Source organism: Alteromonas sp. H02 (genome assembly GCF_059682525.1).
The window spans coordinates 3,954,318-3,967,434 of the sequence record NZ_CM185021.1 but is presented as its reverse complement, the minus strand read 5'-3'; the positions used below and the strand labels follow the sequence as shown (position 1 = coordinate 3,967,434).

General features: G+C 49.2%; 10 protein-coding genes. 6 read left to right on the top strand and 4 right to left on the bottom strand.

Annotated elements, in window-relative coordinates:
• Positions 1–11: 11 nt before the first annotated feature.
• The 3 genes from AC566Q_RS18430 to AC566Q_RS18420 all read right to left on the bottom strand — a co-directional run bounded on the left by AC566Q_RS18430 (position 12) and on the right by AC566Q_RS18420 (position 5,095).
• Positions 12–611 (bottom strand): thymidine kinase, encoded by a 600-nt coding sequence (locus tag AC566Q_RS18430; RefSeq protein ID WP_499609221.1) that lies wholly within the window; start codon positions 609–611, stop codon positions 12–14.
• A gap of 8 nt (positions 612–619) precedes the next feature.
• Complete coding sequence (locus tag AC566Q_RS18425) at positions 620–2,638, bottom strand: putative bifunctional diguanylate cyclase/phosphodiesterase (protein ID WP_105936012.1); 2,019 nt, start codon at positions 2,636–2,638, stop codon at positions 620–622.
• 216 nt (positions 2,639–2,854) lie between these two features.
• Positions 2,855–5,095: an acyl-CoA dehydrogenase gene (locus tag AC566Q_RS18420; protein ID WP_499609217.1), complete on the bottom strand. Its 2,241-nt coding sequence runs from the start codon at positions 5,093–5,095 to the stop codon at positions 2,855–2,857.
• A 363-nt stretch (positions 5,096–5,458) separates the two neighbouring features.
• On the opposite strand from AC566Q_RS18420, the gene AC566Q_RS18415 reads away from it, so the two are divergent.
• The 6 genes from AC566Q_RS18415 (at position 5,459) to AC566Q_RS18390 (ending at position 10,205) form a co-directional block, all read left to right on the top strand.
• Complete coding sequence (locus tag AC566Q_RS18415) at positions 5,459–6,256, top strand: outer membrane lipoprotein-sorting protein (protein ID WP_105936014.1); 798 nt, start codon at positions 5,459–5,461, stop codon at positions 6,254–6,256.
• A 1-nt stretch (position 6,257) separates the two neighbouring features.
• Positions 6,258–7,466 carry a TonB-dependent receptor gene (locus AC566Q_RS18410; RefSeq protein WP_240622020.1) on the top strand — a complete coding sequence of 403 codons (1,209 nt, stop codon included), beginning with the start codon at positions 6,258–6,260 and terminating at the stop codon, positions 7,464–7,466.
• Positions 7,467–7,487: 21 nt separating this feature from the next.
• Positions 7,488–8,066 (top strand): outer membrane beta-barrel protein, encoded by a 579-nt coding sequence (locus AC566Q_RS18405; protein ID WP_170308538.1) that lies wholly within the window; start codon positions 7,488–7,490, stop codon positions 8,064–8,066.
• Between the two features lie 87 nt (positions 8,067–8,153).
• Positions 8,154–8,411: a DUF3081 family protein gene (locus AC566Q_RS18400; protein ID WP_105936016.1), complete on the top strand. Its 258-nt coding sequence runs from the start codon at positions 8,154–8,156 to the stop codon at positions 8,409–8,411.
• 141 nt (positions 8,412–8,552) lie between these two features.
• Complete coding sequence (gene lpxL, locus AC566Q_RS18395) at positions 8,553–9,482, top strand: LpxL/LpxP family Kdo(2)-lipid IV(A) lauroyl/palmitoleoyl acyltransferase (RefSeq protein ID WP_499609209.1); 930 nt, start codon at positions 8,553–8,555, stop codon at positions 9,480–9,482.
• 108 nt (positions 9,483–9,590) lie between these two features.
• Complete coding sequence (locus tag AC566Q_RS18390; protein WP_105936018.1) at positions 9,591–10,205, top strand: TcpQ domain-containing protein; 615 nt, start codon at positions 9,591–9,593, stop codon at positions 10,203–10,205.
• A 23-nt stretch (positions 10,206–10,228) separates the two neighbouring features.
• Here AC566Q_RS18390 and glnE read toward each other — a convergent pair whose 3' ends face one another.
• Complete coding sequence (gene glnE, locus AC566Q_RS18385) at positions 10,229–13,111, bottom strand: bifunctional [glutamate--ammonia ligase]-adenylyl-L-tyrosine phosphorylase/[glutamate--ammonia-ligase] adenylyltransferase (protein WP_499609206.1); 2,883 nt, start codon at positions 13,109–13,111, stop codon at positions 10,229–10,231.
• Positions 13,112–13,117 lie beyond the last annotated feature (6 nt).

The following is a 13,117-nucleotide window of genomic DNA, read 5'->3' as shown; positions in this document are numbered from 1 at the left end:
TCAATGCCATCTTATTCTTCGCTTCTTTTGGCAGGGTCCCACACCAGCGCTTTAAAATGTTTACGGCACATGGATTCGTAGCGGTCATTACCACCGATTTCCACCTGTGCACCACTGGTGACTGCCACACCGTTTTCGTCGATACGCACCACAAAGTTGGCTTTGCGGCCGCAATGACACACGGTTTTGAGCTCAAAAAGCTTGTCGGCCCAGGCCAGCAGGTAGTGACTACCGGTGAAGGTTTCGCCTAAAAAGTCGGTGCGCAGGCCATAGGCGAGAACCGGAATATCCAGCTCATCCACCACCTCAATAAGTTGCGATACCTGGGCTTTGGTTAAGAACTGAGCCTCATCAATAAAAACACAATCCACATAGTGTTCGCTGTGTAGTTTAGCAATGACGCTGAGCAGGTCATCGTCTTCGCTGTACAGCCGGGCGTCGGCTTCCAGACCAATGCGGGAGGCCACTTTGCCGCTGCCGAAACGATTATCCAGCGCAAAGGTAAAAATAAGCGGGTTCATACCCCGTTCGCGATAGTTGTACGCCGATTGCAGCAATGAAGTTGATTTCCCGGCATTCATCGCCGAGTAGTAAAAATAGAGTTGCGCCATAATTTGTTCTACTTATTATCCTGCCAGCTAGTGTACCACTCCTGGAGGGCTTTTTTCTCTAGTGGGCGGGCAAATAAATAACCCTGCAGGCAGTCGACGCCGAGCAGTCTGAGCAGGCTGGCCTGCTCTTCTGTTTCTACGCCTTCAGCAACGGTTTTACAGCCAAGCGCTTTGGCCATTAATACTGTTGCTTTCACGATGGCATCACTGCTGACTGCCATCTGCTGCACAAAAGCCCGGTCTATTTTGAGCAGATCAAAGTCGAGTGACTGGAGTAAATTGAGCGAGGAAAAGCCGGTACCAAAATCATCGATAGCCACTTTTACTCGCCGTGCTTTAAGTGCACTGATATTGGCGGTAAGTACTGCCATATCGTCGGCAAAGATTGACTCTGTGACTTCCAGATGCAGGCGTTGTGGTGCGAGCCCTGAACTGGCAAGTGCCCGGTCTACGCAGGCAACAAAATCTTCACTGACCAGTTGTAGTACAGAGACGTTAACCGAGACGCCGAAGGATTCATCGTCCCATTGGGCGGCATCAATACAAGCCCGGTGTAATACCCAGGCGCCGATGTCGTGGATAGTACCGCTTTTTTCTGCCAACGGGATAAACTCGTCAGGGCTTACCCAGGTATCATTAAACTGCCAGCGTAATAGTGCCTCAATTGCCCATAAGCGATTTGATGATGCGTCGATAATAGGTTGATAGACCACCAGTAGTTGTTTTCTCTCTATGGCCTGGCGTAAGCCTTCACGAAGTTGCTGCTCGTGGTGCATTTTGTCGTACAGTGCTTCTGTGTAAATACCTACCAGACCCGGCGAAGTGCGTTTGTAGTGGTACATAGTCAGGTCGGCTAACTGCACCAGAGTCGAAGCCGAATCGCCATGTAATGGGTACAAGGCAATACCTATGGTGGCGTCAAGGGAGAGCGGACTGTTGGCAATAGGATTCAGTGTGGTCAGGCTGCTTTTGATTGCCAGGGCTATGGCAACGGCGGTATCACCATCGGCATGGGGCAAAATAATGATAAATTCATCGCCGCCCCAGCGGCCGATACAGTTGGCTTCACAGTACTCGCTCAGCTTGGCGGCGACTTTGGATAGCACCACGTCGCCAGCCTGGTGTCCCAGACTATCGTTAATTTGTTTAAAGCCGTCGAGATCGATAAATAACACGGCCATGGAGGACTTACCCTGGGTAGCGCGCTCCAGAATAGCATTGAAATTTTGCATAAAGCCAATGCGGTTCATCAGGTTAGTTAGCGGATCGCGGTTAGAAATATCCTGCAGCTCTTTGGTGCGCCGGTTTACTTCTGATTCGAGGTTGCTATTGGCATGGTCGAGTTTCTGGTTGGAGTCGAGGAGCGCCTGATTGACCCTTCTGACTTCATTCCGCTCCTGACGCATTAGCGTAACTAACTCTTCGTTTTCATGCTTGATGGCTATGGCCTGTTTAGTGAAATCATTAGCTTTTACTGCGGCACTGCACATAGCTACCCAAAACAGGGTACCGAGCCCGCCCAGTAGGGTAAATTGCTCATCACTGTCGAACAGGGCGCGTACCGATAACGGTAGTAGCAATAAGGTTGTGTAAAGTAACACCAGCGGTAAATGGGAGGCCAGGGTGGTTGCTGCACCACCAGCCATGGCGGCAACAATAACCATGGTGGTGGACAGTTCGATTAACGACATGCTCTCGTACAGGCTGACACAGAAAAATGCCCATATCAGCGCAGATAATGAAGAGCCGAGAACAAATCGTATGAGTGGCCAGCGTGGCGGGAAGTTGCTGTTGCGCAGGCGCAGATACCAGTAGGCACCGTCGAAGGTGCGCAGCAATGACAGAAACATCATGCCCGCCCACAGCGAAAACTTGTATGAGGTTATTTCGGGGTTGGCAAAGCCGAAGGTAACGGCACTGATAGTCAGGATGGTCATAACCAGCCCGGTAAAAACATTGGCGTATAGCAGTTCGACAACTTCTCTGGTAGTCGTGCTACTCGCTGATGAAGGCGGTGACTTGATCATACTGCGTTATATTACTCGGTGTGCGGGCTATTCAGGGCAGCCTCCCCCTGAATGTTCATATGCGTTCCCCGCAAATTACAAATCCTGTTTGATTTATAGTGTTGAGTTTAAGCGCTAGTAATGCAAGCTTATTTGAGAGATATACGGCAAATTGTGGTGATTAAAACAACAAAACCGGGCTCAGGGCCCGGCTTTGAATTAGATAGACGACGTTACTCAGGCAGCGTCTTTGGTCTCCTGACTGGGCGCTTCAGCTGAAATCAGCTCCAGGTCAAAGGTAAACTCATCGACACGAACTGCCAGTTTACGTTTCTCGTTATAGTCGTGTAGATCGCGGGCTTCTTCAGCCGTCACCACACCGCGCTCCTGGAGTTTGTTAAGCGCATTCTCAAACGAGAGGAATGGCACCACAGGCTCTTTGCGCAGCGCTTTTTGCACTTTGCTTAATAACGGCAGTACCTTGTGTTTGGCTTTGAAGGCCTGCTCATTGATGTCGTTACCGTCGCCTGCAACTGGCTGTACCAGGTGCGTTAACTGCGCTTTCACGCTGTTGTCCTGCAGGGCTGCCATAGACAACTCACGGATCAGATCATCACTGATAGTGCTGACACTGCCGCTGTATGTTGCGGTAAGCAAGCGCATCAGACCGCGGGTAGGCGTGTTCGGGAAGTTACGCACAAAGTTCACCAGAGCCTGTTCGGCCTGCTGCAGTGACCACTGCATGGCATAATCGAAATAAGGCTTAGCCTGCTGACGATCTTCAATGCGCTGCTCGTAAAAACGAATGGCTGCCATGGCACCATACAGGTAGCTCATGATGTCACCTAAACGGGCAGACAGTAACTCGGCTTTCTTCAGATCGCCGCCCAGTACTGCCAGCGACAAATCAGCCATAGGTGCCAGTTTGGCAGATAACGCATTCAGGCGTTTTTCGTAACCACGCACTTCCGGCAGACTTGACTGCGCGCCACGTACAAATGGCAGGTAGCTGCTGAACAGACTGCGGAACGCATTTTTCACGCTAAAGCCCACGGTTTTACGCAGCACTTTATTAAACTGCGCGTCAGCCGACTTTTCTTCGCTGTAGATGAGGTCAACCATCTCTTTTAAGTGCGGGTGACAACGCATTGCCCCCTGACCAAAGATCATCAGGTTACGGGTCAGGATATTCGCGCCTTCCACCGTAATGGCGATAGGTAATGCTGAGTATCCGGCTGCCAGCGTGTTTTGCGGGCCGCGCTGGATTGCTTTACCTGCTTGCACGTCCATCGCTGCGTTCATCACCTGACGACCAATTTCGGTCATGTGATATTTGGCGATAGCGGTAACCACTGATGGCTTAAGACCTTCGCCGAGACCTTCAGTAGTCAGCACACGCATTGACTCACACAGGAAGGTTTTACCGGCGATTTCTGCCAGCTTTTCCTGAATACCTTCAAAACGCCCGATAGGCAGGCCGAATTGTTCACGAACAAACGCATACTCGGCAGTAGACTTTAACGCGCTTTGAGCTGTAGCGGTGCCCATTGCCGGCAGTGAAATACCGCGACCCGCACCTAAGCAGCTCACCAGCATTTGCCAGCCACGGCCGATATTCTTCTGACCACCAATGATAAAGTCCATTGGGATGAATACGTCCTGACCACGGGTAGTACCGTTGTAGAATCTGACGCCCATGGGATCGTGACGGTTGCCTAGCTCAACGCCTGGGTGTGACTTAGGTAGCAGCGCACAGGTAATACCCAGTTCCAGTTTGTCGCCCAGTAACTGATCCGGATCGAATACTTTAAAGGCCAGACCCAGTACAGTAGCAATAGGTGCCAGCGTGATATAACGCTTATCCCAGCTTACGCGCAGACCAATCACTTCTTCGCCGTTAAACTGGCCTTTGGTAACAATTGCTGCATCCGGGATGCCGCCGGCATCTGAACCTGCTTCAGGGCTGGTTAGGGCAAAGCACGGAATGTCTTTACCTACGGCCAGGCGTGGCAGCCAGTAATCCTGCTGCTCTTTAGTACCGTAGTGCATCAGCAGCTCGCCCGGGCCCAATGAATTAGGCACCATAACAGTTACTGCCAGTGCGCCACTTTTGGCTGCAATGGTTGATACGATGGTCGAGTTGGCATAAGGGCTAAACTCCAGACCCCCAAATTTCTTGGGAATGATCATCGAGAAAAAACGATTCTCGCCCAAGAAATCAAGAATATGTTGTGGGATATGTTTTGAATTACCTAATTCAAAATCATCCACCATGCCTAACAGTTCTTTCACCGGTCCGTCCATGAACGCTTGCTCATCGGCACTCAGCTTGGCTTGAGGAACTGCTCGCAACGCCTCCATGTCAGGGGCTCCACGGTAAATGGAAGACTCTAACCAAATATCACCCGCATCCAGGGCTTCTTGTTCTGTAATTGAAATGGGAGGTAAAACTTTCTTCAAACTTGTTCTGATACTCATAACTCATCCGCTCATCTGACCAGTTGGTTTTGCAAATGATACAGAAAAAAAATTCAATTGCAAACATATTGTTAACCTCATGTATTTTATGGTTTATTTTTGTGATTTCGATGTGTGGAGAAACATATAAGGTGAAAAAAAGGTCTCTTAGTGGGAGTTACTATTGATGGTTTTATGTTCAGTTTAGTGGCTGGTGCTTACCGTTAAGGCGACTATAGTTAGGTAACAGAACCAGTAATCATGCTGTGTAGAGCGACGAGTAGTGGGTTGCCATCGCTTTAAACGTGTAGGCTTACTGTAATTTGTTTTCGATACCAGTATAGTATCTGCCAATAACTCTTTAGAAGCATAAAGGATTTCAATATGTTGGAACGTAAGCTTGTATTTGGTTCATTACTAGTCGGGTTATCTTTACCACTACTGTGGCCTGCGGCGGTAAGTGCCGATGAAGCAGAGGGATTGCGCATTGCAACTGAGAGAAAGTCGCGTAATTCAGGGTGGGAAGACACCGTGGCATCAACCACTATGGTATTGCGTGATGCCCGGGGTAAAGAAAGTGAGCGTGAATTACGGGTTTATACCCTCGAAAGAGTAGAGGAGGGCGATAAGTCACTGACCGTATTTGAATCGCCAGCCGATGTAAAAGGGGCCGCGTTTTTAAGTTTTTCAAATACACTGACGCCGGATGATCAATGGATGTATTTACCCAAGGTTAAGCGGGTCAAACGCATTGCCACCCAGAATAAGTCCGGCCCGTTTATGAGCAGTGAATTTGCTTACGAAGACATGACGTCTTTTGAACTGGAGAAGTTTAAATTTGACTACACCGGGGATGATGAGTTTGATGATCAGGACGTTTTTGTTGTGGAACAAACACCTGTGGATAAATACTCCGGTTACTCGAAACAAATTGCCTATATTGATAAAGAGCATTACCGCTTGTTAAAGATGGACTTCTATGACAAAAAAGGCGACTTGCTCAAAACCCTTATCCTGGATGACTACGAATTGTATCTCGATGCTTACTGGCGACCGCATACGTCAGAGATGTTTAATGAACAAACCGGTAAAAGTACTGCCATGTACATTAACGATATTGAATTTAAAACCGGTCTGAAAGACAGCGATCTCGACAAAGACAGTCTGAAACGAGCCAGATAATATGAAACTAACCAATGCTATGGGGCTGTTACTGGCCTCCGGACTGCTGTCGCAAAGCTATTCTGTTAACGCTGAAGTAGAATATTCCGGCGTGTTCACCGTTGAACAGCGCTTTTTTCTGCAGGACGCCGCTTTTCCTGAACAAGCCCGTGCACAAACCTCGTTAACGGTTACACCAGAGGTGTTTTACGACTGGAATGATGGTTATGACAGGATAACCTTCAAACCTTTCATGCGAATCGATCAGTACGACGATGAACGTACTCATGCCGACATCCGCGAGCTTATGTGGTTGCACGCGGCTGACTCCTACGAATTTAAAGCTGGTATTGGTAAAGTTTTCTGGGGCCAGACCGAGTCGCTGCATTTAGTTGACGTAATTAACCAAACCGATGCTGTTGAGCGGGTGGACGGTGAGGAGAAACTCGGCCAGCCTATGGTCAGTGCTTCTTATCTGATGGAAAGCGGCGCGATAAGCGTATTTGTAATGCCTTATTTCCGCGAGCGTACCTTTGCTGGTGAGGAAGGACGTTTGCGTCCGCTGGCGCCGATCAACAATGACAATGCCGTTTATGAGTCGGAAGACGAGCAGCAGAATATTGATTACGCCATTCGCTGGCAGCAGACTCTGGGCGACTGGGAAGTCGGCCTTTCGTATTTTGATGGGACTAACCGTGAGCCGTTATTGTTGGTTGATGGCGCCATCGAAACTAACGATTTACTGCTACGACCCTATTATCAGCAAATGCAGCAAGTGGGCGCAGATTTACTGTGGGTCAATGGGGCCATGTTGTACAAACTTGAAGCTATTCACCGGAAAACCGACTTGCAGTCTTTTTATGCTGCAGTGGGTGGATTTGAATACACCACGGTGGGGATTTTCGATTCTGTGTATGACATTGGCTGGTTAATGGAGTACCAGTACGATGAACGTGATAACAGCTTTTTTGCACCGGCCCAAAACGATTTAATGGTGGGCTTACGCTGGGTTTGGAATGATCCTGACGGTACCCAGGTGCTGTTCGGTTATGTGCAGGATCTCGATGATACCAACACTTACAGCGGTTTTGTTGAAGCGTCCAGCCGTATGACGGATAACTGGAAATTTACCATCAATGGCTATTTTTTCTCTGCTGATTCACCCACCGATCCGTACTATTTTGTGCGCCGCGACGATCACATAGAAATAAACGTTGAGTTTTTCTTTTAAATGATAGCAGGGAGAAGATTTATGAAGTTGAAATCACTTTTAGGGGGATTGCTGGTACTGGTTAGTGCGCAGTCGGCCCACGCTATCGAACGAATGTACGGAGTAATTGGCGCCGGATACTCTGATTTGGAATACCGACAGGCGCAGGATGAAGCTTTCAGCTATAAGCTTGTGTTAGGTCACCAGTTCCACCGGCAGTGGTATGTGGAAGGCGGCTATTATCAATTGGCCGATGTGGATGCTCAAGCCGATGGTTCTGATTTCGGCTTGCAGTCTGACGCTCTTTACCTTGGCGTGTTAGGAAAGGCATCACATCCGGTTGGTGAGTTGTTTTACCGGCTTGGCGTTGCTAACGTCAGCGTGCAGAGCGCAGAACTCAGTGGAAGTGGCAATTGTGAAGTGGGTGCAGCGGTGGCTACGGCTGGTACGCAAACCATTTGTGCTTATGACGAAAGCGTTGCTGCAGGAATCATTGGTTTAGGCTTCGATTACTATGTGGCCACCAAAACGTTTATCCGTCTGGAAGCTGAATATTTACGCGGAAAGGATGGTTTTGATACCAGTTTTATTTCGCTGGGTGTGCGTTATAACTTTAATTAGTGTCTGTTGCCGGACTTTAACCAGAACTAAACTCTTGTAATCTAAAAGGCATCTTCAGTGGTATAAAAACCCGGAGGTGCCTTTTTTATGAAAAACGAAATAGATTCAAAATTTGTCCTGCGGGTGTTTGATAAAATCCGTCAGGAAGGCGAAGAACAGGAAGGGAAATACCGGCTCGAAGGGGTAGTAGCTTATACCGACTTTGACGGTTATACGCTTTACATCAATGACGCCAAAGTGGCCATGCAATTTGGTTTCCACAACCAGTACCACTTTGATTATCAAAAATCCGACGATTTTGACGCCTTCGAAAAGAAGCTTCGTTATATCGATAAATCTTATTAAGTCAGCTGCTGCAAGCTCCATTGTGCGTAATGCATGCACGGTAAGTATTCAAAAAGACTGACTTAAGCTACAATGCCGTCAAATTTTGGCGGCAGAGGCACCTGCTCTGTTCGCTCGTTAAAGTGACAGAGGACCATCATCTTGGCTGTAGCAATTAAGCCGCCCAAATTTTCATTGGCGTTTCTCGGACCCCGCTACTGGTTAGTCTGGCTTGGCGTTATCCTGCTTTATGTTGTTACCTGGTTGCCTTTCCCGGCAATTCGCGGATTAGGCCGTGGTACCGGCTGGTTGTTGGGTAAATTAGCAAAGTCTCGGGTAAAAGTTGCCCGGCGTAATATCCAGCTTTGCTATCCGCAGATGTCCGCGGAGGCGCAGGATAAGCTGGTAAAACACAATCTTCGGCGAGCTGGGATGGCTGTGTATGAAACGGCCATGGGCTGGTGGTGGCCTGATTGGCGGGTCAGAAAACACGGAACAGTTGAAGGCTTTGAACATGTTGAAGCTATTCTGGCGGCTAACAAAGGCGTGTTTGGCATGGCGCTGCACAACATGAACCTTGAATTTGCCTGCCGGATTTTAGGTTTAAAATATCCGAGCATCGCTTTTTACCGAAAACACAATAACCCGCTGATGGACTATTTGCAGTATCACGGCCGGGCCCGCTCGAATAAATATATGATCCACAAGCGTAATGCCCGGGCGTTGATTGCAGCCTTGGATGAAGGTGAATTGTGCCTTTATTTACCGGATCAGGATTATGGTCGTAATCAAAGTATTTTCGTGCCCTTTGCCGGTGTAGAGGAAACGGCAACGACCACGGCTACGATGATGTTTATCAGACGAACAAACAGTGAGCCGCTGATTGTGACATCCCAGTATGCTGAGAAAGGCTACAAAGTGAAGTTTTATCCACCCATGCCACAGTTAAAAGAACTTGAGGATGTGCCGGCCCTGACTTTACTTAATCAAAACATTGCCGATATTATAAATGAGCAACCTGAAAGTTACCTGTGGATGCACAAGCGGTTTAAAACCCGTCCGGATCCGCAGGCGCCGTCTTTATACAAGTAGGGTTGATTCATAACCGAGCAAAGTGGTCATGAAAAGAAGTGGTACACATAACGAGATAGCTGTAAATCAGCGGCAGCTGGTTTTATCGACGAGAAGCAGAGAGCCTGAATGAACAAAAAGCCTACCTCTACCCTTTTTTGGGCCAAACACCTTGGCCTGGCCCTGGCGGTGATTATTGTGGCGGGTATTGTTATTCACCTGCAAATGAATATGACATCAGCGCCAACACCCGTAGATGCGCCGGAAGAGCGTTCCGTAGCCAAAGGCTTATCAGACTTTTACCGCGAATTCAGAATGACGGCCAATGAGCCGGAGCGTTCTGAAGGGGCTGATATGGTGCTGGATCTAACGCCGTCAGAACAAAGCCTGGATGACCGTCTGCAGTCTATGTCCAGTGCGCTGAAGCCAGTGGATAGCCGCTGGGAAGGCGAGTACAAATACCGGACCTTCCGGGCTGGTAATACGCTTCGAGAAGCAATCTCATCCTATGCCGAGCAGGAGGGGATGCAGGTCATATGGGATCTGAATCAGGACTTTGTGATCAAACACCAGTTCCAGATGGATAACACGGTTGCCGGTTCACTGGCAAAAATTGCCAGTGCAATTGACAGTAATTTTGAAGGCAAGGTGGCAACCTTCGTTTGCCCCAAACAACGATCTCTGGTGGTCACTGAAAAAGTGACCGAATACCTCAACACACAGTGCAGCCGGGTGGGCAGCTAATACCAATCGGCATAAAGCCGCCCTCAGGCTTGATTAAATGTTTGTTGCCACTGTGTGGTAACTAACTTTCTTACTGCTTCCAACTCCTCATTACTATGGGCAAATTTCTCACCCGCCAGGGTTAACTGATGGTAATGATCACGCAGCGTTAAATAAGCACTTTGCAGGTTTTCAGCAGCGATTTTTGAGATGAGTCCGGCTTGCTGAACCTGTTCTATAATACGCAGGTTATCTGGCCATTGTGTGAGTGCCGGGAACTGATGTGAATAACCGAGCACCCAGAATTGCACCATAAACTCAATATCCGTGATCCCGCCTTCACACTGCTTGAGGTCTAACCCGCTGGCCTGGTTATCGAGCAGGTGGTCGCGCATTTTTAGGCGCATTTTAACCACTTCATTTGCCAGAGAGGACAGCTCACGCTGACGCTGCAAGACCCTGTTTCTGACCTGCTTGAATGCCTCCAGCAGTGGTTCATCTCCCAGAATGCTGCGGGCCCTGACCAGCGCCTGATGCTCCCATGTCCAGGCTTCCTCTTCCTGATAGTGCTCAAAGCCGCTTAAATGACAACATAACAGGCCGGAGTTGCCGGATGGACGCAAGCGCAAGTCGGCTTCGTAGAGCTGACCAGACAAGGTGCGGGTATTTAGCAGGTGCATAATGCGCTGGGCCAGTTTGATATAAAACTGTTGGGCAGAAACCTTTTTGGCGCCGGTGGTTTCGCTGTCCTGAGGGGCGTTATGGATAAATACTAAATCCAAATCTGAGCCATAACCCAGCTCATAGCCCCCTAACTTACCGTAACCGACGATTAAAAAGCCGGTTTCATCCTGCTGCAGGTGCGAGGGCGCACCGAACTTATCGGTTAATTGTTGCCAGGCGGACTTAAAGACCGCCTGGAGTAACACTTCGGCAAGGACGGTTAATTTATCGCTGACTTTTGCAATCGGCAGCGAGCCCGAGATATCGCTGGCCGCAATACGTAACTGCTGGCAAAGCTTGAACTGGCGCCACTGCTCCATTAGCAGTTCGGTGTCATCCGGCTCTACCCGCAACAGGCTCTGGCGTAGTTCATCGGTGTACTCTTCGTACACTACCGGCAAGCTTGTTTGTTGCTGCTGCAGATAAAGTGGCGTGAGCAATTCATCCAGCAGGAGCGGGAAGCTGCGGATCTGTTCGGTGATCCAAGCACTTCTGGCGCACAGCTTAATAAGCTGTTTGAGCACATCCGGGTTTTCGTGTAATAAATCCAAATAGGTGGTACGGCCGGTTATGGCGCTAATAACACTGATCAGGCGCGGCAGTAGCTGGGTAATGTTGGTAGGGCATTGCCGGAGCATATAGTAAATCATCTCCGGCATGAGTTTACCCAGCGTGTCTTCTCCGCGTTGACCAATGCGATGCCGGCTAAGTTGTCCTTTGAAGTCTCTCAGTTGCTCAAACAGCGCCTGTGCTGAGCCTTCGTCAAGGGTATCGCTTAGCAGGTCACAAAATTCGCATTCAGACACATTCAGCAGCCATGCATCTTTGCATCGGCTGAACAGTGAGTCCTGCTCCTGCTGCTCATCACCGGGTTCAGACACCAACTGGTTAAACTGTTCGTGAACCCTATCCATCACGTTCGTCAAAGTGGTTAAGAAAGCCTGATATTCAGAAAACGCCATAACCTTGGCTATGACCGCTTGCGTCCAGTTATTGTCAGGTAGTAGCTGGGTCTGCTCGTCATTAAATTGCTGCAAGGTATGTTCTGCTTTGCGCAGAAAATAATAATCTTCCAGCAACTGACTGATGGCCTGGGGTTCGATAATCTGTAATTCTGCGAGGCGGGTTAATACCGGGTACAATTCCCGTGATTGTAGCGTTGTCTCGCGTCCGCCGTGGATAAGCTGAAAGCTCTGGGCGAAAAATTCCACCTCACGAATACCACCGGCACCCAACTTAATATTGCCGGTTAAGCGGCGCCGGCGCAGCTCCTTGCTGATCAGTCGTTTCATATCGCGGATGGCGTCAATGGTAGTGAAATCCAGATAACGCCGGTAGATAAAGGGCGCCAGTATGGCTTCCAGCTGGCTGGCATAGTGGGACGCAGGGTTGAGTATACGTGCCTTAATCATGGCGTAGCGTTCCCACTGACGGCCCTGATCCTGATAGTAATCTTCCAGTGCACCGAAATGCGCTACCAGCGGACCACTGTCGCCGAAGGGACGCAAACGCATATCTACTCTGAAAACCTGGCCTAAAGGTGTGGTTTTATTCAAGGCGGCAATGAGTCGTTGCGCAAGCTTGGTAAAAAACTGCTGATTCTCGATGGGCTTGCGGGGGTGATCGGTTTCGCCCTTGTAGGGATACGAAAAGATAAGATCGATATCGCTGGAAAAATTGAGCTCCTTGCCGCCCAGCTTACCCATTCCCAGTATCAACATAGGTTGGGGACCATCCGGACCCTGCGGCACCCCATATCGCGCTGAGTGAGCCTGATAAAGCCAGTTGTAGGCGGCCATAATTAATGTGTCAGCCAGCTTGCTGGTTTGGCTAAGGGAGGTCTGAATAGTTTGCCGGTTAGTCAGATCCCGCCAGGCGAGCGCTGCCATTTGCTCCGCTCTGAACAGCCGCAGGGCGGCCAGCAGTTTTTCTTCACTGTCGGTCTCGGCGAGTCGGGCTGTAAACTCGCTGCAAACCTGATCAATATCAACCTGTTTATGCCATTGATGCATAACAATTCGGGTAAACACATCGGGTTTAGTCAGTGCAACCTCAGCGACGAAAGGGCTGAGCCCCAAAATCTCCGTGATGGCGTTCTGATGCTGGTTTAGCCATTCTGCCGGATAATCACTACCCTGCAATTTTTGCCAGTTTTCTTCAGCATGTTGTTGAATAATCCCGTTTATTGTTTTTTCCGTACACATATTAAC